At 38.2% G+C, this 23,779-nt stretch carries 14 protein-coding genes; 11 read left to right on the top strand and 3 right to left on the bottom strand.

Features of this window, described 5'->3' with window-relative positions:
• Positions 1 to 47: 47 nt before the first annotated feature.
• The 5 genes from gcvH to AC1EU0_RS15865 all read left to right on the top strand — a co-directional run bounded on the left by gcvH (position 48) and on the right by AC1EU0_RS15865 (position 7,694).
• Positions 48 to 437 (top strand): glycine cleavage system protein GcvH, encoded by a 390-nt coding sequence (gene gcvH, locus AC1EU0_RS15885; RefSeq protein ID WP_480303547.1) that lies wholly within the window; start codon positions 48 to 50, stop codon positions 435 to 437.
• A 79-nt stretch (positions 438 to 516) separates the two neighbouring features.
• On the top strand, positions 517 to 3,399 hold the full coding sequence (gene gcvP, locus AC1EU0_RS15880; RefSeq protein WP_480303546.1) for an aminomethyl-transferring glycine dehydrogenase: 2,883 nt from the start codon (positions 517 to 519) through the stop codon (positions 3,397 to 3,399).
• A gap of 327 nt (positions 3,400 to 3,726) precedes the next feature.
• Positions 3,727 to 4,959 carry a metallophosphoesterase family protein gene (locus AC1EU0_RS15875; RefSeq protein ID WP_480303545.1) on the top strand — a complete coding sequence of 411 codons (1,233 nt, stop codon included), beginning with the start codon at positions 3,727 to 3,729 and terminating at the stop codon, positions 4,957 to 4,959.
• A 1-nt stretch (position 4,960) separates the two neighbouring features.
• Positions 4,961 to 6,757, top strand: a complete 1,797-nt coding sequence (locus AC1EU0_RS15870; RefSeq protein ID WP_480303544.1) for an ORC-CDC6 family AAA ATPase — start codon at positions 4,961 to 4,963, stop codon at positions 6,755 to 6,757.
• On the top strand, positions 6,750 to 7,694 hold the full coding sequence (locus AC1EU0_RS15865; protein WP_480303543.1) for a hypothetical protein: 945 nt from the start codon (positions 6,750 to 6,752) through the stop codon (positions 7,692 to 7,694). Before AC1EU0_RS15870 ends, AC1EU0_RS15865 begins: the two co-directional genes overlap by 8 nt.
• Positions 7,695 to 7,928: 234 nt before the next feature.
• Here the strand turns inward: AC1EU0_RS15865 and AC1EU0_RS15860 are convergent, their stop codons facing one another.
• Positions 7,929 to 10,367 (bottom strand): hypothetical protein, encoded by a 2,439-nt coding sequence (locus AC1EU0_RS15860; RefSeq protein WP_480303542.1) that lies wholly within the window; start codon positions 10,365 to 10,367, stop codon positions 7,929 to 7,931.
• Between the two features lie 3 nt (positions 10,368 to 10,370).
• Positions 10,371 to 14,327: a hypothetical protein gene (locus AC1EU0_RS15855; protein ID WP_480303541.1), complete on the bottom strand. Its 3,957-nt coding sequence runs from the start codon at positions 14,325 to 14,327 to the stop codon at positions 10,371 to 10,373.
• A gap of 607 nt (positions 14,328 to 14,934) precedes the next feature.
• Between AC1EU0_RS15855 and AC1EU0_RS15850 the strand changes: the two genes are divergently transcribed.
• From AC1EU0_RS15850 to AC1EU0_RS15825, 6 genes are all read left to right on the top strand, one after another.
• The gene (locus AC1EU0_RS15850) at positions 14,935 to 15,786 is read left to right on the top strand and encodes a TnsA endonuclease N-terminal domain-containing protein (RefSeq protein ID WP_480303540.1); all 852 of its coding nucleotides are present in this window, start codon (positions 14,935 to 14,937) and stop codon (positions 15,784 to 15,786) included.
• The gene (locus AC1EU0_RS15845) at positions 15,783 to 18,005 is read left to right on the top strand and encodes a hypothetical protein (RefSeq protein WP_480303539.1); all 2,223 of its coding nucleotides are present in this window, start codon (positions 15,783 to 15,785) and stop codon (positions 18,003 to 18,005) included. Before AC1EU0_RS15850 ends, AC1EU0_RS15845 begins: the two co-directional genes overlap by 4 nt.
• On the top strand, positions 18,005 to 19,453 hold the full coding sequence (locus AC1EU0_RS15840) for an ATP-binding protein (protein ID WP_480303538.1): 1,449 nt from the start codon (positions 18,005 to 18,007) through the stop codon (positions 19,451 to 19,453). The genes AC1EU0_RS15845 and AC1EU0_RS15840 overlap by 1 nt, the downstream gene beginning before the upstream one ends.
• Positions 19,454 to 19,457: 4 nt before the next feature.
• Entirely contained in the window at positions 19,458 to 20,420 is a 963-nt protein-coding gene (locus AC1EU0_RS15835; RefSeq protein WP_480303537.1) for a TniQ family protein, read from the top strand.
• Positions 20,371 to 21,822, top strand: coding sequence for a TnsD family Tn7-like transposition protein (locus AC1EU0_RS15830; RefSeq protein ID WP_480303536.1), 1,452 nt, complete (start codon positions 20,371 to 20,373; stop codon positions 21,820 to 21,822). The genes AC1EU0_RS15835 and AC1EU0_RS15830 overlap by 50 nt, the downstream gene beginning before the upstream one ends.
• A 156-nt stretch (positions 21,823 to 21,978) precedes the next feature.
• Positions 21,979 to 22,473, top strand: a complete 495-nt coding sequence (locus AC1EU0_RS15825) for a glycine-rich domain-containing protein (RefSeq protein ID WP_480303535.1) — start codon at positions 21,979 to 21,981, stop codon at positions 22,471 to 22,473.
• Between the two features lie 427 nt (positions 22,474 to 22,900).
• On the opposite strand, the gene AC1EU0_RS15820 is transcribed toward AC1EU0_RS15825, so the two are convergent.
• On the bottom strand, positions 22,901 to 23,779 hold an 879-nt coding region (locus AC1EU0_RS15820; protein ID WP_480303534.1), incomplete at its 5' end, for an SDR family NAD(P)-dependent oxidoreductase.

Below are 23,779 nucleotides of genomic sequence, written 5' to 3'. Positions count from 1 at the left end.
CAATAATTAAGAATTAAGATTTAAGCTATACCAAAAGGAATAAAACGATGAGCAATCTACCTACTGAACTAAAATACGCAAAGTCTCATGAATGGGCGCGTAAAGAAAGCGATGGTACTTTTACTGTTGGTATTACTGAACACGCACAAGAGCTTTTAGGCGATATGGTATTTGTAGAGTTGCCTGAAGTAGGCGACACCGTTTCTGCTGGCGAAGACTGTGCAGTTGCAGAGTCTGTAAAAGCAGCCTCTGACATTTACTCTCCATTATCTGGCGAAGTTGTTGCGATTAACGAAGAGTTAGAAGACTCACCAGAACTTGTAAACAGCGGTGCTTTTACTGAAGGCTGGTTATTCCGCGTTAAAGCTTCTGACGAAGCAGAACTTGATAACCTATTAGACGCTGACGGTTATCAAGCTGTTATCGACGAAGAATAATATTTTGTGCATAAACAAAGCCCCTTTTGGGGCTTTGTTCGTATATACCTCTGACCTGCAACAATAAACAGAGCTGAAAATGAGCAAACAAACTCTTACCCAACTAGAACAACACGAATTATTTCTGACTCGCCACATTGGCCCTGATGCCGAGCAGCAACAGCAAATGCTCAATGAAGTAGGCGCTGAGTCACTCAATGATTTAATGGAGCAAATTGTTCCTGAAAATATCCGTTTAGGTCGCGAACTAAATGTCGGGCGCTCAAATGATGAAGCGGAAGGCTTAGCCTACATTCGTGGTGTCGCTGACAAAAACCAAGTATTCAAAAGCTATATTGGTATGGGTTATTACCCAACCACAGTGCCAAACGTCATTTTAAGAAACGTATTTGAAAATCCGGGTTGGTACACGGCTTACACTCCTTACCAGCCAGAAATCGCTCAAGGTCGTCTAGAAGCCATCCTTAACTTCCAACACCTTTCTATGGATTTAACAGGGTTAGATTTAGCATCGGCTTCTTTGCTTGATGAAGCTACGGCAGCGGCAGAAGCTATGGCATTAGCAAAGCGTGTATCAAAAGCTAAAAAAGCCAACATTTTCTTTGTTGCTGATGATGTGTTCCCACAAACCATCGACGTAGTAAAAACGCGTGCTGAATGTTTTGGTTTTGACGTTATCGTTGGCCCTGCTCATGAAGCCGTTAACCACGAGCTATTTGGTGCGCTATTCCAATACACCAACAAGCTAGGTCAAATTAACGATCACTCTGAACTGTTTGCTGAACTAAAAGCCAAAAAAGCGATTGTAACTCTGGCGGCTGATATCATGTCATTGGTTCTACTTAAATCACCAGCTTCACTCGGTGCTGATGTGGTATTTGGTAGTGCGCAACGCTTTGGTGTTCCAATGGGCTATGGTGGTCCTCACGCAGCCTTCTTTGCTACTCGTGATGCTTACAAGCGCTCAATGCCAGGTCGTATCATTGGTGTTTCTCAAGATACTCGCGGTAATCGTGCTTTGCGTATGGCAATGCAAACTCGTGAGCAACATATCCGTCGTGAAAAAGCGAACTCAAACATCTGTACTGCACAGGTACTGCTCGCAAACATGGCTTCGTTCTATGCAGTGTTCCACGGTCCACAAGGCCTAAAGACCATTGCTACTCGTATCAATCGCATGACTGATATTCTTGCAGCAGGTCTTAAGTCAAAAGGCATAAACAGCCTAAACAACACTTGGTTTGATACTGTTAGCTTTGAGTCATCAGAATTAGAAGCCATCAAAACTCGTGCTATCGCTGCTCAAGCTAACCTACGTTACGACTCTGATACTCAGTTTGGTATCAGCTTAGATGAAACCACCACTCGTGATGATATTGCACAACTGTTTGACATCATTTTAGGTGAAGGTCATGGTTTAGATGTTGAAGCTATAGATGCACAAGTTATTAATTCTGCTTCAATCCCAGCAAGCCTAGAACGTGATAATGAAATCCTAACGCACCCAACATTTAACCGTTACCACAGCGAAACGGAAATGATGCGTTATATCAAACGCCTAGAGAACAAAGATCTAGCTTTGAACCACTCAATGATTTCATTGGGTTCATGCACGATGAAGCTTAACGCTGTTGCTGAAATGCTACCGGTAAGCTGGCCTGAGTTTGCAAACATGCATCCATTCTGCCCGCTAGATCAAGCTCAAGGATACACTCAGCTGATCAATGAGCTATCTGATTGGTTAGTGGATATCACGGGTTACGATGCTGTATGCATGCAGCCAAACTCTGGTGCTCAAGGTGAATACGCTGGCTTGTTAGCGATTCAAAAATACCATGAGTCTCGTGGTGAAGGTCACCGTAATGTATGTTTGATCCCACAATCAGCTCACGGTACTAACCCAGCCTCTGCACAACTTGCAGGTATGAAAGTCGTTGTTACCGCATGTGATAAAGACGGCAACGTTGATTTAGAAGATTTACGAGCAAAAGCAGCAGAGCTGGCTGATAGCTTATCTTGCATCATGATCACCTACCCTTCTACCCACGGTGTATACGAAGAAACGGTTAAAGAGATTTGTGAAATCATCCATCAGCACGGTGGCCAGGTTTACCTAGACGGCGCCAACATGAACGCTCAGGTAGGTATCACCTCACCGGGCTTTATTGGCGCTGATGTATCTCACCTTAATTTACATAAGACCTTCGCAATTCCACACGGTGGCGGCGGCCCAGGTATGGGACCAATTGGTGTGAAATCTCACCTTGCACCATTTGTGGCTGGTCACAGCTTGATTAAGCCAGGTCGCGAGAGCGACAACAATGGCGCGGTATCAGCGGCTCCTTACGGTAGCGCGAGCATTTTACCGATTTCGTACATGTACATTCGTTTATTGGGTAGCAAAGGTCTAAAACAATCGACTCAAGTTGCGATTTTGAACGCCAACTATGTAACGAAAAAGCTAGCTGAACACTACCCAGTGCTTTATACAGGTCGTAATGACCGTGTTGCTCATGAATGTATTATCGACTTGCGCCCGCTTAAAGAAAGCTCTGGTGTAACCGAAATGGATATCGCTAAACGCCTAAACGACTATGGCTTCCACGCGCCAACCATGAGCTTCCCTGTTGCGGGTACGCTAATGGTTGAACCTACAGAGTCTGAGTCTAAAGTTGAATTAGATCGCTTCGTTGAAGCCATGATTAATATTCGCAAGGAAATTGCTCAAGTTGAAGCAGGTGAATTCCCAGCGGACAACAACCCGTTAAGTAATGCACCACACACGCTAGAAGACATCATGGACGCAGAGTTTGATTCACGTCCATACAGTCGCGAGCTGGCGGTATTCCCAACAGATGCGGTTAAAGCCAACAAGTTTTGGCCTACCGTAAACCGCATTGATGATGTGTTTGGTGACCGCAACTTGTTCTGTGCTTGTGTGCCAATGGAAGCGTATGAGTAATTTGTCCTAGTTGGGGATCTTCAATTAAATTTGTGAACGATTAAATTAAGATTGTGAATCAAATTAAAATTGTGAACGCATTGAGAAGAAAAAAAGCGAACCTGAGGTGGTTCGCTTTTTTCTTACTCTAGAATTCGAGTCATCTTACTTAGCAATACATTCTGTTACTCTTGCCACAATTTTCATTATTTATTGTAAGCACATGCTACTTTATCCCACCTATAATCTTTGTTAAATCATCCAAAAATGTTTAATCGCTGACCTAATTATTAACATGGATATGTTATCATTATGCCATATTGGTATACCTGTAATTATCTAGCATAAATGAAAATAATAATTATTAGTGATTTACATGTTGGTGATGCAGCTGTTTCAAATGAGTTTTCTGTTGGAAATTCAGGTAATGCAGTAAAAAACCAGCTACTAGAAGAACTAAAAAAGCTTTCTAAACAAGAGGAAATAAGCGCAGACTATGTGATTATAGCGGGAGATATAACAAATAGAGCTACTAAAGATGAATTTGAACTCGCATCTAAACGCTTAAAAGAAATTGCAGACATTTTAAGGGTGGATCATTCAAATATTTTTTTTGTTCCAGGGAATCATGATGGTAATTGGGACGAAGAAGAAGCATCAATGAAAGCAAATGAAGACATCAGAATCACAATAGAGCGTAAATATAACAATCTACGCTTTAATGACTTTTTTTCAAAATGTCTAAATAAATCCCATTCTGGTAGCTATTACAGTGAGCCATATTTCACAATTTGGTCTGATGATTGCCTCAACGTAATAGGCATTAATAGTTCGGCTTTTGATCATTATGACAAAAAGCCTCACCATGGTGTTGTTCGAAAACAAGACTTAGCAGCACTGGATTTGAAGCTTCAAGAGTTAAAAATTTCAGATTGTGAAAAAATTAACTTATTAGTCGTACATCATCACCCAATTCAACAGCCTGACTTACCTTTTGATAGAGCAGACCACAGCATTATAGAAAATGCAGCCATATTAATGGATATAGCCTCCAAAAATAACATCAATTTTATCGTTCATGGTCATAAACATATCCCAAGGCTCACCCAGTATTCAGATGATTACCAGCACCCGATAAATATACTTTGTGCAGGCAGCTTCTCAGCACGTTTAGATGACAGGTGGTTCCAAGGAGTACCAAATACTATACATCAAATTGAAATAGATAAAATTTGTGACCTAAATAAAACTCCTTTTGGAAAAGTCGTGAGCTGGTCGCACAACACAGGGCATGGTTGGACAAAAGATGAATCTATTAATGGAATTCCTCACAAGGAATATTTCGGTAATAGAATGCGCCCCGTCGAGCTAAAAGAACGGCTAAAGGAATCGATCGAGCATTTTTTTGAAACTCAGACACATGTAAAGTGGAGTGAACTTTCAAAAAGTTATGCAGATATTATCTACACTTCAAGAAAGTTACTTGACAAGACTATTTGTGATTTATCTCATGAAATGGGATTCACAATATTTAAAACTCCGGGACAAAATGAGCTATTCATTCTGTTGAAGGGAAACTAATATGCATAACTTATTTGGATTCAATAATATATTTGAGCATTCTAATGCAAGATATTTCACTGCCGATCAACTAGCTGACGAGTTTGTTTGGACTCCAGCATTTGAGTCTCTTATATCCAATAAAAACCATATAATTTTAGGTTCTAGAGGTTCAGGGAAAACTGCATTAATTAAAATGCTTTCTCATGAGTGTCTAACTAAGCTTAAGAGTGATAAAGCAAATCAAATTATAAATGAACGCTCATTTATAGCTACTTATATCCCTCTAAAAGTAGAGTGGGTTAACTCAATAGGTGATATCGATGAAAACAATCAACTTTTCAAATGGAGTTTAAATTTATCTTCCTGCGCAAGATTTCTTGATACTGTTAGAAGCTGTTTGGTTTCATATGTTGAGGATGAAATAGATAGGGTCTTAAAAGAGCAAGCTATTTGTAATAAAATTTCCGAATTATGGTTATCAAAAAAATTAAATACCATCAGTGATATTTATGATGAACTTGAAATCATAGAGTATAAAAAAAATATTATATTTAACAAAATAAAATTAAAACTAGAATTAACTTCTGAAGAGCAGTTGGTGGGACTAAATTTTAATACAGATTTATTTAAACCATTAACAATGGCTCTCTCGACAGTAAAGAAAGAAATTGGATTATCAAGCGCATCAACTTTTTGTGTATGTATTGATGAAGCAGAATTTTTAACAAAGGAACACCATAAAATCTTGAATACTCATATGAGATCATATAATGAGATAATATTTAAGATAACAACTATGCCATATCGTCACTACACATTAGAAACTGACACGGGCACTCCTTTAAATATGGGGCATGACTTTGATTACTTGAACATTGACAAACAAGGGCTTCATGGAAATGCAAAAAATAATTCTCAATACTTTTTTGAACATTTCGCAGAAAAACTCTTTAAAAAAAGAATAGCTAACTCATCTGTTATAAACAAAGACATTACCTTAAAATCTCTCTTAGGGAACTCCATTTTAATTGATTCGCCCAAAGATGCTTTTCCAGATGAAAAATTAATGGAAAAAATTAAAGAATATTGTGACATTAACACGATAGAAAGATCTAAAAGGCTAATAAAACATGATTACACTCTTTTTAACAATTCAATATCAAGAAAGTTAAGAGGCACTTTAACCTTAAAGGATTCATTTCAAAAATATAAAGGAAATGCTTCTCCATCTATATATTCTGGATATTCTTTAGTTGTCCGTTGTGCAGATGGCAATCCAAGAAGATTATTAAGATTATTCAACTATCTATTTTCAAAAAACATCGAATCTGGCACTGAATTAAAGACTCTTTCAGACAAGGAACAAGGTGCAAAATTAAAAGAATTTTCTTATTCTGAGCTAGATGGTCTTAATCTCGAAATTGACGGTAAAAAAGCCTTTGACTTGTTTACAACAATTGGAAGATTTCTCAAGGATAAGCTGCATACAGACAAAATAAATACAGACACGTACAGTTCTTTTTCATTTGATGTTGAAGATGACAATATATGGAAATATGTAGAAACAGCTGTCGATTTAGGTCTTATCTACCCTGACTTTAGAGGGTTAGACAATGATAATAAAATGCCAAACAGAAAGGGAAGGTTCGTATTAGCTTTTTGCTTATCACCTCATTTTTATTTAATGCCAAGAAAGGGAAATTCTATTAACTTATCTGTAATAATTAACAATCATTCGTATAGCAGATTTAAAGCAAAAAATAAAAGAAATAATGATGGGCAATACAATTTAGATTTGGAGGGGGTTAATGAATAAGTTACATGTAGATGACATATCAATTGGTGAACTGAGTAATTCAAAATATGATATTGCCTTATTTTCTTGTGGTTATGAAGAGCGTTGCATTGATGTAGCAACAAGGTTAAATCAAGATAATATCGACAACGTCATAATTTTAGCTTTCGACCAACATAAAAACGATCCTGTTCGTACAGAGTGTTTTAATTATTTCTCAGACAACTGGAGCGGACACCAATTTCTAGAAGTTTCACAAAGAGAGATTTCTATAATACACAAAGAGTTAAGTGAAAGAATCAGTACAATCAATCATTCTGAAGTTAAAATACTGATTGATTATACATCTATGTCTCGTGCCTGGTATGCTTCAATTTTAAACTATTTAGTGAATTTCTGTAATAAAAAAGTAATTATTGATTTAACATACGCAACAGCAATATATAAAAGTTTAGACCTCAATGTAGAGCTAGGTGAACTTCGTATTATCCCTGGCTGTGAAGGTATTTCATTAACCAAAAGACATAATGCTGCAATTTTTATGCTCGGTTTCGATAGGTATGGACCGCAAAGATTATATAATCTATTAAATCCAAATAAATGTTTTGGCATTATGGCGGCTCCGGCCGCAACTTATGATTATGAAAATACATGCTTAGAAAAGAACAAAGATTTCATTTCTCATAGTCTTGGCGGTGAAGACAAGTTGATAAAGCTTCCAATAAATAGCATCGCTACATGTTATGACAACATGTCACAAATGCTTTCGCCTCTTCGATCTGAATTCAACGTTTCAATCATACCATTTGGTCCCAAACCGCATATTTTATCTGCAATATTATGCAGTTTTAATTACCCCAATGTTACTTGTTTATATTCAGAATATATAAGAAAAGAAACTGCTCAAGTTGAATCTTCTGGTGACTTTGTCATTTCTCGCTTGTATGTAAGAAGGTGATAGACGGATACTTTTATATTTCATAGTGCCAAAACAAGCGACCAAAGTTTAGGCTTACAGTAAATATGAATTTACTGTTAGGAACTCTGACCTCTTGAATACAAACTAAGAATACTTTCATATTAGCCTATTCTCTCTTACCTAAAACAATCATTTTAGCCATATCTATAATGATTGTTTTAAGCATCAAAACACATGCTAAGCTATTACTTGCTTTATCAAAGACAAAACTACCTATAAAGCCACTTCCTCGTTATGTTGACAATCCCTCCACCGTCTAACGAGTAATGCCACACAAGGGTTACCAGCAAGTTGGTTGGAGCGAACCCAGTCAACATCAATTAATGAGGCAAGTAGCTCAGTATTCATATCTCCTTGAAGTGCATGCCATTGGCGGATACTTGGTTGTCTGGCTAGTTGTAATTTAGGCGGCGCTAAACTGCCTACAATATAATATCCTTGCTCTGGGTCATGCCATAATCTTTGAATACCCGGAATGTCTCTTAACCAAGCTCGAATATCTTGCAATGGAATACCAAATACTCTGGAGGCAACTTTGGTCCAAGAACCGCTGAGGCTTGAACTTACAATTTTTTTGGGCATTTCACCTTCAGGCAACTTATTGTTCATCACACCTAACAGTGCTTTAAATGCATGTTGCTTGAGTTCTTTGTACTCAATTGATGATCGGTTTTCCTTCCATAAAGCACCAAGTGCTTCATGCCAGCATGCATGAATATCATCAAGCTGCGTAAGTAAGGTATTTGCACTTTTCTCTGGTAGCTCACCTTCTTCTTTCAATTCATTAATATGCTCTTCTAACACACCTCTTTCAGGTAACTGCCACTGTTTTAATGGCATAGAGATGTTTTGTGATTGAAGTTCTTGCAGAGTTTCTGCAAGGTGGTTCGGAAGCATATGAGGTGTATCGTACTTGGGGTCTTGGTAGTAGATAGAAACAGATTCTGCTTTATGTATAACAATGGTCTGCCTACGAGCAAACCTAGCATACTTTTCTGCATCACTACCAAAACCTTGCATTACCACCTGTGGTTGGTAGCTGTATGGCCATTCTCTACTCAACAATGCAAACAGTTGCTTTACTGAGGTATTAAATTTCCCTAAAACTAAATCACAATTTTTTTCATGCTCTACTATGGTTGAATTAAAGGGAATGAGTACTGGTCTATCATTTTCAACTGTAAAAAGGTAACCGTCGGTTATAACGACTAGTTCTTCTGTTAGAATGTTGCGCTCTTCAGGAAACATAGAGCTTAGTTTAACGTGTTCATCATGCAGCAAATGCTTGATGCTTAATTCTTTGATGACAATTTCTAAATTGCGTTTCAGAGCTTCCATCCTGCTATCTGTTTCAAACATGCATGGATCATAATTATAGTATTCGTCTTCAGGTACTAAGTATGTTTCAGCACTTTCTTCGTCGCTAATTTCATTGATAAGCTTGGCTTCGATGGAGTCACCATCTAAGTCATATGGGTTTACATTAATATGCTGGCAAGCGACCTTAGCGCGAAGCTTAGCGGTGAGAGGGTAATGGTCTTCAATAACTCCAGGATATTGATCTAAAAGAACTAAAATTGAATCAGACTTACTGAATTCAAGGCTATCAATATTTTGAGGGGCACAATCAGGTAATAGATGAAGTTGCGTGTTAATACTTTTTTCAGATAGCGCTTGATTAAGTGGTAACAACATTTGCTCAGCCGATATGTTCTTTGAGAACCGTAAGTCGAGCACAAGAACTTTTTCTAGCAATGCTACACTAGGCATTGTATTTCGAGTTTTTGGACCTTGTTTATATTTAGTCTTGAGAGGTAATGGTCTAAGGTTTAAGATTTTAGGCTTTAGGTTAAAACCATATTCTTGGGCTTTATCAATCAACTCATCTTGAATAGGTTTGAGTAAACATGGCCAACTGGTCTTAAATGCTTCTGCATTGGAAAGATCAATAAATACACGTTGCTTTCGTTTATTCTTATTTTTACGTATTTCGGAATACACAGGCCCTGAAGACTTTTCACCTTTTTTAGGTATCCAGCGGACTAAGACGTTGTTCTTATCATATACCCACATTGAGCTACGGTGTTCTGCGGTGTTTTTTTTGCTATCTAATACTCGCAGTGGCACATTCTCATGAAAGAGAACTACTTCTGTCGTATTCCGATCCCTTCGTTGCTGGGTTCTGCAATCTAAACTAATGGCATTGACTCCAGCACTTTTTTTATTGTTCCAAGTATCTATTTTAAGTAAAGGTCGACCTAATGTATGACTTCCTTTGCAGTGGGTACCAAACGCAGATACTTTTCGCATTATCAAACGTATCCAGATGGGGTTCATTTCAGCAGAGTATTTGACTTTCTCAGGGCGAATTTCCACTTCATCTTTATTGAGGATAACTGGCGGCTTACTGTTGTCAGAATCAACCGCTACAAACAAGCCAAATTGCCCTTTGTAGCTTCGCATCAAATATGGATAGTAGCGATTAGAGAGTTCTGCATCTAGATGCTCTTTCCACTCCCGCCATCTATATGACTTGTTCAATGGGTAATGGTAAACCACTAGCTTCTGAGCTTTTTCTGGGTCTATTTCACTGTCTAAGTAAATTGTGTGAGAAAGGGGCAATTCTCGTACTATTTGATTGTTATTGCTCACCTTTTAATCCTCTTTTTTGTTTTGTTGTTCAGAAACTAAATCCACAAAGTGGTTAAAGCCAGTGGTTACCGTTTCTTTAGTATCACGACCTATGCAGCCATTAAGTACGATAATGTCGGCTACAGTAACAGACACTTGCTTCAATTGTTCGTTAAATCCTACAAGTGAAGCGTCATGCTCTGTGCAGACAAAGTTAAGTATGGCTAGTTTAGTATTCGAGCCTTCCGCATTTCGAATTGCTTGCAATCTACTAATCAATCCAAGCGGAGCTTTGTCAGGTTGAGCGCCATTTATTAACCACTCTAGGTATTGCTCATCAGTTTTATCGAGGCTATCACTTCCCCAGAATTTTGCGTCTACCCTAAAATCAGTTTTTGAGACTGTAAAATCATAAAGCTCAAGTACACTTTGGCAATTTAAGGATGCGTGAGTAGTTACGCCTTGCGCATGCAACAAACCTCGTATTGCTTCTTCACCCAACCTTCCTTGTAAAATTCGCTGAGTAACATGAGGGTGGAGGACATAATTTTCTTCTAACTCACAAGCGATTGGGTACATTGAAGTTCTGTAACCCTTCTTATTGAACCAGTCTATGATGGCGCTGTGTGACTGAATGTAGCTGTATAGTTTGTCTGGACAATAGGGGATTCGTCCTTTACCTGGTTCACTGAAGAACTGCCATGTTTCAGAATCGTACCATAACTCTCTGAATGTACTGCTGTGAGTTGGCTTTTCAATACATGCCCAATCTTTTAATGGCGTATGAATGCCATAAACAAAACTTTTAGGATTCCAAGCATAATCTAATTGAAGTACAGCACGCCCCAATTGAGTCCAAAGTTCGGCTATGTCATTTGTCATTTCAGGGTTGTTGCGTGACTTTCGAATCGCAGGAATTAGATTGTCATCAATAATACTGACGGCGTTTTTACCAGTCTGACTCGGAGTGAACATGGAACTGAAAAAATCGTTAGAAGATTCATCATCAATGGAAGTTAGCCTACAAAGAAGTTTCTGATTTAACTCACTCAGTATTTGTCTATGGTTAGTATAAGCAGGTAAGGCTGTAAATCTAATTAAGTCTTGAGCCAGCTGATGCGATAAGTGTATTTCAACGTTACCAATATGATCCCAAACTCGTTCCAAGCGACCGACTTGTTGCTGTATATCTGCCGCCGTATTTTTTATGTAGTCCGAACTCTTTTTATAAACAGAATTATTAAGCTTTGATATTTGGTAACCAGTTCCATCCATTACAGCTGAAATATATTTTCTATGCTCTTTTCTCGAAATTTCACCGTACCTACGGAGTTTGTCTAAATTTCGCATTTCATAACCCGCATGTGCCATTTTATCTAAGTTTTCATCGCTATCATCATGCGATGCAAAATAGTAATGACGAGACTCAAGTATATATATACATGTAAGATCCATGCTCTTACCGTTGCCCAGTTTAAAGTCTAAATTGATTCCATTTGTTGCAGAGGCAGTCTGGGTAATAATAAGAACTGGATATTCTAAATCGAATGCGGCTTGGTAGGCGTCTTTAAACCCAGACCGTTTTTGGCATTCAGCGTTTAGTAGGCATATAGTAATGCCTTGTCCATTTACATTAATTGGAATGAAAACATCTTTGAATGGAGCCAATAGCTTATTTTGGCTGAATTCTTTGACAACTTTTTCATTTTTACATAGCCCTTTGATGCTGTTACGGCTAGCTTTTGCTTCATCTTCTATTAACCATTTTCGAAAATATTTCGTTGAATTAACATAAGCGAGCTGACCCTTATGCTTTTCTTTCGTGGCAGCCAATGCAATTACATTGATGAGTTTTAAAAGCGTTCTTTCTCTATATTCCTTAGTTCCTGATGAAATATCTCTGTCGGAGTCCTGAAAGAAATCGGGGGCTAAATTAGAGAGAACCTCGAGTAGATCCCTCTGACATAAATGATCGTCAAAGTCAGAAACTGATACTGCTAGGTCGATTTGTCGGAGGGTTGCCTTCTTATCACTCAAGTAGGAGATCATATCATTTTGGCTTTGTATATCAGCGCTAGATTGAAAGTAAGGTATAGGCCTTTTATTCCAGTCTTTTGGTTTATCTTTGAGCTCATGCCCTAAGTAGCTTTTCTGGATATCAGGCGTACGGCATTCCGCAATGTAACGCAATGCAGAGTTGAGCCAACGAATATCGAAATGACCAAGCGCTCTTTCAATATACGATGTTGCAGATAGTCCAAATACTAAATTACGACTGGCTAATGAAAGCAATAAACCTTCGGGAGTCGTCGGTAAAAAAGCTCGCCGAACCTGAATACGTAGACGGTCTAGGTCATATTTGTGATCATTTTGCTTTAATTGCCAATTAGTAAGCCCAAACATGTTTGCATGGGTATTGGGTAGGATATTGCTTTTTCGAAGACTGTTAAGCTCTGGCAAACTGGTCTGCGGTAAAGAGAACAGTGACATGTTTGGTAAAGCACTGCTATAGTGAGAAGGTCGATAATCATTAGCTGCGTCAAACAGCAAGCCACTCAATTCTCTTAATAAATCTTGCTCTTCCCCGTTTGAAGCAGAAAAGTCTGACAACAGTAAACTGAATCGGCGTATGTATTTTTCCATTAGCCGTAGGAATTTATCGATATCGATTTCATCAGCTGTTAATTTATAACTGTAATGCCTTTCTTTTATTTCGAATCCGTGTGAAGCTTGAGTCATCGAAAGTTTGTTACTAGTAACCAGATGGTCAGCTCGAAATAGATACTGTGACTTAAAGGATTTTCCTTCTAGGTGATCTTCAGCTGATATCACTAGAGCCCTATCTTCTTTCAGGTTAATGTTGTTGTCTTTCAATTCGCCTTCAAGATCATTTAATAATTTTGTAAGTCTTTCTCTGATCTCGGGTACTCTGCCACTTTCATCAAATTGCATTCTTTTAAGTAACCTTCGACCGCAATCAAGTAATTGCCCTAAGCATTCAGGTGGCTCATGTACCAATTGAGATTGAGCTAGTAACCCTTGAAGTACATCAGACTGATATTCAAATTCATCAATAAATATAACGTGATCTTTCAGATCATTACTTGATATCCGCACTTTTTTCACACCGTCGTAAAAGGAGGAAAATAGTTTCTGTGTCGTCATGATTAGTAGGTGTTGTTTATCATCATTCCATGCAATACCTGGAAATAGTCTACGAATCCATTCATCACTTCTAAAGGCATGAAGCTTTCGCTTCGCCACCTCTGTTAATTTAGAATCTTCACCATAGTTTTCTTCTGTTTTTTTAACTTCAGCTTCAATAAGTTGCATATTTTTTAACAACATAAACTCAAGTTGGGCACAAGAACGTTGTAAATCTTTTTTCCTCAAAAGCGAATATTTATCTGACGATGCTGACGACTGAAAACTGTTTTTCTCCAATATACTCGCATCACGCATTATTTTACGGGCGATTCGCCGTATAACAGGATACCCCCATTTTTCATGAGGCAATAATCCCTTGTTATACAAGTTCTCTAAACTATATTGAGGATCTGGTAAGTCTTGTGATTGAACATCTATCTCATGAGGAAGAGGCTTTCTTAGTAGGGCTGAAATGATATTTTCATCCTGAGCGTAGATAACACTTGCAGTGAGAGGAGCTCCACTAGAATCCTTACTCTTCATGACATTAGCGTATACGTCATGGAGAATATTCCACCTATGGGTGACAAAAATTGATTGGTGATTTACTGACTTTATTTGCTCAAGAGCAGGAGCCAGTCCATCATCCTTGCCATGCCGATACAAGGCACTGCTTTTACCCCCTCCAGTTGGACCTTGCAACATGCAAAGCCCAGCGATACCTCGCTTACCTGTGTTGCGTGACTTCGGAGACTGCAATCCTAAACGGACTGCTTGGGATAGCGCATCTTCAATGATCGCGTTATAGGAATACGCACGCGGCTTTAATACCATGCTTCACCTCATTCTTTTCGGGTTATCGAGGATCGTGAAAAACACTTCTAAAGTGTTTCTGTTTGAGTTTAATTGATAATGAATTGTACAAATTATGAGCAAAATACACTCAAAAATCCAAGCGTGCAAGGGGAAAATAAAAGCAATTAACAGGCAATACAATTAGTTAAACTTAGCTATTCATAGTGGACACCCATAACAAATTTAGAGCTATATCACCGAACCTTCCTGAACAAAAAAACAACAAAACTAACCACCTCACGTATTGATTAACATAAATTTATAAAAAAATTTACTCACACATCAAAAAGTAAACCTTGAAAATACACAATGAAAACATTTTGCAATGCAAGAAATAGCTAGCAAGCCACAAAATAATATCTCTTTGAAGTTCAATAACTTAAAAAGAATGCAATTTGCAAACATTGAAATTAACCAATGAAAGCAAATTTCGTTCGCTTAAAACGCCTAAAACACACCATTCAATTTAACAACTTTTTTTGTTGTTTTTCATAAGCTTACACAAATAACACCTATTGACACGTGGATTATTTTGATAATAAATAAAAAGGAATCAGCCACAAATTTGGACAAAGCAGGGGGCGAAATGGGAAAAGTTTCAGTACATGTTACGACAAAGAGTTTAAAGAAGTTCAAAACTTGGGAGAGAGATATTCGAGATGGAGTTTATCGCCCATTTTTAAGCGTAAGAAGTGTTAACAAAATCGGTCGTCGCCACTGGATCCACTGCACTAAGCAAAATCGCCAGGTGCATCTTTTGAGCGACGGAGAAAGAAGAATGTACGCGGTGCTTCTATATCAGATTGAAACTGTCGCTATTTTTGAGCAATACGCATTAGATCTGGATACGACACTTGATATTGCGGTTGAAATGAATATTCTTCATCCTCGGAATTGGAGAACATTTGAAGCTCATGTTATGACAACTGACTTTGTGGTTGAGAGTGTTTCTCCTGACGGAAAAGGAACCCACTTTACGGCGTATTCATTCAAGTATTTCGACCAAATTTACAAAGAAAACAAAAATGGAACTCGCCAAAAAATTCGCCGTAGAACTTGGCAAAAGTTTGCAATCGAAGCTGAATATTGGCGCCGCCTAGGTATCGAATATAAAGTTGTTACGGAAAGAGATGCCACTAAAGAGCGACATTGGAATATACAGTTTTGCAAATCCGCTGAACACCTATCGCCATCTCAAAGTAACATTCAAGCTTTTCTTAAATGCTTCGAAACAACTTGGTGTAAAGCTCCATGGACTCACTTAAGTGATCTCCTTCACACCATTAGCCTTCAGTTAAACACAGATATTCAGACAGTTACTTCGTTATTTAAGTTCTGTGTGCTGTATGGTTTCTTACCTTTAAGTCCCCATCAGTACCTCCAAAAATTTAGAGCCGTTGAATTATTGGACTCCCAGTCAATGGAGGCGATTGCATGAGATTTATAGGTGAGCATTTATATCGAGAGAAACCTTGCGAAAATGAAAACACAGTATTGATAAAGTCGTACAGAGTTTGTCATATAAGTATAAATCAGTCTAAGATTGCCGTTGCTGATATGCTTAAAGCAGAGCAAACAGCAAATCCACCCAAGCCACTCATTTTTAATAAAGAAGAATTAGACGCATATATTAAAAGCAATAAACTTACGTTTGGTTCCAATTATAAACTGCCCGCAGTACATTCGCTCAGTGACGCAGTTTTAAAGAAAAAAAACTACAGCCTTTGGATTAAGCGTCGTGATGAAAAGCTAGAAAAAATCCGCTCTTTAATTACACCGGAATCACTTGAAAAATACCTATACGGGAACGGGCTAGGTGAAGAAATTATTCAGCTAATTCCAAGTGGTGATTGGAAGTCACAAGGGGTTTTCTATAACGCGCTTAATCGGTTTATCACTTTTGGGTGCACACCAAACGCCCTACTTTCAACAAACTGGCACAAGATTGGTAAAAACTTTCCCGTTGCTCTTACTCCAAGTGACCAAATAATCAAAAGAGGTCGTTGCGGCAAGAACAACCAATATTCTAAGACGGTTTTTAGAGGCATCACAGAGCTAGATAAAAAGCTCATTAAAAAAGTGGCTGCCAAATGGAATCGACAAAGAAAGAAACTCAGCAAGAAAAAGCTTTTTGAATATTTTAACGAACATCACCAATCTCAAACTCTTATTCGACCTCTGACTCACTCCAACGGCATAAAAGAGGAAGCTGAAATTACGGTTTTACTCCCTCAAAATCGGCGTATTTCAAGTTCCTGTTTTTATTACCACTTAAATAATATGCTCAAAAAAGCAGATTTATTAAAAATGGAAGTGGGTGATATTAATTTCGAAAAAGATCATAAAGACAAACAAGGAACTGCAATTGACGGTGTCTTAGGTGCAACCCATCGATATGAAATCGATGCCACAGTTTTAGACCTTTATGTCCGCTATCCATACGATAAATCAGGCAGGTACTCAATGGGGCGCCCTGTTCTATATTTTGTCGTCGACGTTTACTCTACTATGATCGTTGGTTTTTACCTCGGTTTTGATGGACCAAACTCTGATGGTTCAGCACAAGCTATGGTCAATGCTTGTATGTGTAAGGTTAAATTTGCACAAAGATACGGGTTACAAATAGATGAAACTGATTGGCCAGCTAGACATATCCCAAGGGAGTTAACGATTGATAATGGTACTGAGTACCCTAACGGTCAAATAAACTCAATTCTCAAGAGCCAAATTGGTGTAGAGGCAGTAAACCTTGTCGCAGCATACCGAGGAGATTGCAAAGGCACTGTGGAGAGCTCATTTAATGCGATAAATAATGCGAGCATTCATTTTGAGCCAGGCTCAATTTTTAAAGAATGTGATAGAACCGAGACACATCCGTCCAATGACGCCATTTACGATTACGATGCACTTGTCAGGAAGTTGATTCTAATCATTATCGAAAAAAACAAAAGTGCTGAACGACTTAAACGACTTAACTTCCAAGCTACGGTTGATGACATAATTCCATCTCCCCAAGAGATCTTTGAGCACTCTCTAAGTACTCAAATGGAAGGCGGACGGCCAACCTGTGAGGACGAAAGAGGCGAAATATGTTGGGCTTTTCTTCCGGAAGAAAAGGCAAAAATTCGAGCTGACTGTGTCTATTTTAATGGTCTGAAATACCATCATCCTTATTTTAAAAAAGCAAAGCTATATCAAAAGGCTAAACTGCATGGCCGAATTGAAATTGTCGTAAAACGCATCCGAGACTGGACCAATCATATTATCTACCAATCCGATTCTGGCCAGTATATTTTGCTGACCTTAATCAACCCTAACAATGAGTCTCCTTACTCACAGCAACACTGGGAACCTGTTTTACATCTTCTTGAGTGGAATAAAACCAAAGAGGTCGAATATGCCGAAATGGCTGAGCAGCTTAAAGCATATATGAGAAACCTCCATAAGAAAGAGTTTGAAAAGCTTCTCAGAGAAGTTAGCTTACTGCCAGAAAATACTCGCAAAGGGATAGTTCCCGACATTAAAAAGCGTAAGGAAGTCCAAAAAAGGCTAAACACGCTCACTCATGCAAAAGATGTGTTTTCAGCTCTAGGGCTATTCACCCCAGAGAATGATCTGCCGTTCTCAACAGAAGATGAAGACATGGAGGACTTTTAATGTCGTTAACGATTGAGGCTACTTACAAAACAACATCGATTCTTGAATGTGAAGGAAACCCATTGATTGAAGCCTTACATACCTTGCCTTCAAGAAAAGCGTTACATGACGTCGTTAACCGTGTGGTGGAGTATCCTCATGACTTTTGGGAGTTGAACGAAGAGCAGCAAAAGGTCTTCATCCAACGTATAGATCGAACTCATATAGCTAATGAAAAGTTATATTCATTTTATCAAAAATGCATAGCTCTTATCATCGACGGGTATATTGATAGAAATCCACTCACCCCTGAAGTATTAAGTTGCCAACTAGCGTTGGCTCTCAAGCTTCATCACAAAATACAAGTACCCGAGTACGTTAAAACAACAATAAAACGTACCACCTCTCCTTCTGTTGTCGTTTCTGGCCCAAGTGGCTCTGGAAAAAGTACGATGATTCAATTTGCGTTGAACTGCATACCACAAGTTATCAATCACTCAAACTATTGCGGCCAGCCGTTCTCACAAACCCAAATTGTCTGGCTGTCTATCGATCTTCCCCCAACTGCATCAATAAAATCCTTGGCTTTGAATTTTTTTCAAGCTGTCGATCAAGCTCTAGGTACTACTGAGCTTAAAGACCACTGGAGTAATAAAAATAGAAATACCGTTGATGAACATATTTCAGCAATGCAGTTAATCGCAGAGAAATACAAGATAGGCTTAATACACATCGATGAGGTGCAGTTCATGCTGAAATATAGTAAATCAGATAAATCCCCGACATTAATCACCCTTGACGCATTATTCAATAAGATTGGTATTCCCGTCATTCTCACTTGCACAGAGCAAGGGTTAAGATTGTTTGACCATGCTCAAAGAAATACCGCTTCTTCTCATCTGTATGAGGAAACAACTCTTCGCAGAATGCTCTCAGACAAACAGTTTTCATTATCAAGACTTAAATATGATAAAAAGCCATTTAATGACTTAATGAATGCACTTTATCCAGAACGATTATTACTAAATTGTCATTCTTTGAGTTCAGAGTTTAGAAGACGGTTCCATGAGCTCACCGTAGGTTTAACCTCCAATGTGGTAAGGCTCGCTAAGCTACATAATGAATATTTAGCCCATAAGCACCACAAGCTCAAAAACAATAAAAAAATTCGCACTGACTCGATAGAGATATTAGAAGAGTTACATCGCTCACAATTCTCCCTGTTCCAGGGAGCAATACACTCATATCAACTGGATGATTTGAGGGCTAAAAAGCATCTGGAGGAAAAATATGAGGAAAGTAGCGAAACAGCTTCAGAAACAAAAGTCAGTAAGAACTCTCCAAAGAAGTCTATGACACCAGTTACGGCACCAACTTTTAGTCAGTCACTTTCCTCAAGCTCAACATCGTCCAAGCATTTGAAAATATCCGAAATTCGCTTTTTGAGCGGTGATAGAGAAAAGGATTAATACAATGAAAAGAAAGCCCTACTCCACTCCCATTTTACCGGACGAGCACTATTTTTCTCGTATAGCTAGAATGATGCTTCTAGAACCATACAGCAATTTCAACACATTAAAGAGAACTGAATTTGGGGCTATAGAACGTTTATCGCCGCACAATATCACTCACCCTCTTTATGATTACTTTTTTGAAAAATTCGGTGAGTTAGATAGGGAAAAGGTATTCAGGGAAAACACTACTGCTGGCTTTTATAGTCATTTTTTGCATTATCAAAGCAGGAAAGTATTAGTTAACGGGAAACATGAACAGCAAGGTAGAAAACCTTATATACCAGGGCTTACCTCATTAAAGTCAGCGTATTCTTGGCGATTTTGCCCCCAGTGCGTAGAACAAGACTATCAAAAGCACGGTGTACCATATTGGAAAGTAAGTCATCAGCTTCCTACTGCCATTACTTGTAGTGTACACGACAATTCAGTTCTCATTTCACAATGCCAAAAGTGTAAATGGACAAACAACAATCTAGGGAAATGGCCGCTACCATCTTTAGATTGTCCGGATTGTGGAGAACCTTTAACTCACGAGGACTTTACTCATACCCCTGCCACTCACCTGATTCAAAGAATAGGATATCAGTTACATATGGAACCCAGTTCATTGATAAAGCCGGTATTTGAATACCCGATGCTTCATACACTACAAGCCCATCTTTATCAATGTAGTGATGCTCACAAATCACCAGCAGAGGTTATGGCTAGAGTATTTGAAAAAATTTTCATTGATTGGTTTGAAGACAATAAGGTGGACGTCTTTTTTAATCATTCAGCTAAAAACAAAATTACAGCAGTATTACCATTACACCAATCGGTAATAACCCCCAGAAAGGTCAGCCCTATGGCGCACATTATATGGATGGCCTTCTTTGAAAACCCCAAAGAATTCAATGTTAGATTACCATTTACCACTGAATAAAGACGAAACAATATACAGCTGGTTAGTAGCAGTAAGTATAACCTATGGTTTTTCGTCACCTATTGACGCTATCGATAAGCTGTTTCAATCTAAGCATTCATCAATAGCATCAATTTTTCCATCCTATCTAACTCAAGCAAGTGACTTAACTGGGATTTCAGCTACTGAATTAATTGAGCAACATACAATTTTGCCCACCTTTCAGATGTTCACACATAAGCGGAGATACGAGCAGGTTACCGAACAATTGCATTTGGGCAAGACTGAAAGCCTTCATAGTAAACTGTCTATTTCAGCAAACCGTATTAAAGCAGATACTGCTCTGTATTTTTGCCCTGAGTGTGCCGCCATAGATTATAAAACGCTCGGCCGAACTTTTTGGCATGTCACTCACCAAATCCCTCAAATTCAAATATGCCTCAAACATAATGTCAGATTACTAAAGAGAGCACCTCACCGAATGGAACTTTGCCTTCCATCATCCATAGTAACTCCAAAGCAAACTCCAGTTCATAGCTCAGAGAAGCTGCTTGCAGGACTCCTATTTAACGCTTGGCAAACTAAGGAAGTAAAGGTTAATTTGAATACAATTAATAAGGTATACAGAAAACGCCTTGTAGAAAAAAATCTAGCTTCTAACCTCAACTCAATTAACCAATCAAAATTAAAAGAAGCGACGAACAAGTATTGGTCGAATACGAGCAATGATACTGTGAATGCAATCATTGCAAACAATAACTACCCTGCACACTTATTGCGCAATATCAGATGCAACTTTCATCCTATCAAACATGCTTTACTTATTGGTTTGCTCTGGACTGACTGGGGAAGCTTTTTATCATCAGTTGAACAGGAACGAAGTTGCTCAGAGCGAGCCGCGAAAATGGTTTCCAGTGTACAAGTCGAGAGTAGGAATGATAATAACTGCTTGGAGTTGTTGAAAAGCGGACTAAGCTTAAGAGCGGTTTCAAAAGAACTGAATAAGAGTGTAACTTTCGTGAAGAAAGTCGCTACTCAAAATGACATTTATATAGCAAAGAGACCTAAACAAATTTTTGGCAGTAGCAAAGAATCAATTGTTGAAATGTTAAAAGCTGGACAACCTACCAAGGCTATAGCAGCCAAACACAGTTGTAGTAGAGGTGCTATCGAACAAATACTATCTCAACATCCTGACATCGTTCAGCAAAGAAAAAAGCAGCGGTTTCAAACATCTCAACTGAAGCATCGAAAACTACTGAAAGACTTACTCCAAACGAATCCTAACTTAGCCAGAGGGCAAATCCAGCAGCTTTTGAGGACTAGTTATACATGGCTATTTAAAAACGACAAAGAATGGCTCTACTCTGTAATCCCAGGCTCAATTCCCCGTAATGAAAGGTATATAAAAAAGAATACCTGACATTAGCATCAATTTGCTGAACACCTCCAAAAAAGCACGCCAAGTTTGTATGAAACCTTTCTATATTCAGGTTTGTTATAAGTAGTTTCTAAATCAAATTTCGCAAATTAACGCTAAGGATATAATCAAGATTTCCTGACTTTATATGGAGTTGAGATGAACGAATCAAGTTTAACCTCTGTTCAAATAGCTCACCAAGTAGCGAAGATTGATTTTGACCGTATTTCTTGGAAGCTTCACAGTTCCTCTGAAGCAACAATGACTAAAGATGATTGTGAATTGGCATTAGAGGAATACAAAAAGTACTTAACTTTAAAAAAACTTTATCCAAAAATTGATCTTGTTCCTAATAAATTGGTCGATAAATACTGGCATGCTCATATCCTTGATACTGAAGCATACTATAAAGATTGCCAAAGCATTTTTGGTTATTTTCTTCATCATTACCCATACTTCGGAATTTATGGTGATGAAGATCAGGCGCAACTTCAGAGTGCATTCGAAAAAACAAAAGCACTTTATCAAAAGCACTTCGGCAAATATCCAGAGTCACTTCTTATAGCCGCAAGGTGCGAAGATCATCCTTGTCATGCTCCAACCAGCTGCGCATGCCGAGCTCCTGGGGCATGCAAATCTCATAGTGCTCATTAGCAAACTGCAAGAAATTACATTTGAGAAACAGTTATTCACAAATTTAATTTAAATAATTGTTAGTCTGTATTTTCTAAAACCCACCAGAATTCACAGTTTAGATTTAATTTTTTGACGATGTAACCTATTGATTTTGCAGGCCACGTATTCACAGTTTAAATTTAAGATCCTCAGTGGGGATCTTCAATTAAATTTGTGAACAGAACACCATCAGAAAGCGAACCTAAACAGGTTCGCTTTCTTACATGAAATGATACCATTGGTACCAATTAACTATTTCATAGATGTTGCTTTAGCTTCGTTATTACATCGATAAAATTCCTCGCAATAGCTGTGGCTATGACTCGTCATTACGCCTTGAATTAACTTTACCAAAGCCCCCTATAAACACTGTTAATTAATGTGAAGGAATGATAGCCATATATTTCTACCTATCTATTTTTGACTTATTATTCATTAAATATATTCTTTTTCTAATTAAGCCAATTTTTGATAACAGCGGCTGAATTAATCGTCTAAAACTTGGTGATAAATACCCGAGAAGTAACAATTTACTATTAAACCAAGGAATGCAGCTCTCAGTTGCTTTATTATGAGTTAAAGCAAGTACCGCTTCTGCAACACGCTCTGCACTAGTGATGCTTTGAGCAAAAGAGATATCTGCAACGTTTTCAATATGCTCCATAATGAAGCCTGTCGCTATAGGTCCTGTTGATACCACAGCAACTTTAATATGTTTGTCTTTCAATTCATCAGCTAAAGCAAAAGTCATACTTCTTAAGCCTGCTTTAGTTGAGCCATAAACCGCTCCACCTTGAAATGGTGCATGCCCTGCTAAAGAACCAACCATGATGATCGACGCTTGCGAACTTTTTAAAAGGTATGGTATTGCTAATGAAGAAAGATACACAGGTGCTCTGAGGTTTATATCGACCATATCTGCTAAACAATCGGCACTTTGGTTTATAAAATCACCTCGATGATGTAAACCCGCATTATTTATCAGGACATCTATACTTCCAAATTCACAAAGAGCTGCTTCGATTATTTTATTACAATCAGACCTTAGCTTAACATCTGCTTCAACACATAACACCTTACAGTTTGAACTATTAGAAAGCTTGCTCTCAATCTCTTTTAAACCTTCAATATGCCTTGCGACTAAAACTAAATTAATACCTTCTGAGTATGTATTGGCATAAATATTGGCGCATGCTGCACCAACACCTCTTGAAGCACCTGTGATAATAACGGTTTGATTTAGCCTTAAGCTCTTCATAGTTTTCTGCAGCAGAACATCATAACC

The organism is Parashewanella sp. 2210YD4-3 (assembly GCF_056591735.1).
The sequence above is the reverse complement of the archived record's forward strand: the minus strand, read 5'-3'. Positions and strand labels throughout refer to the sequence as shown.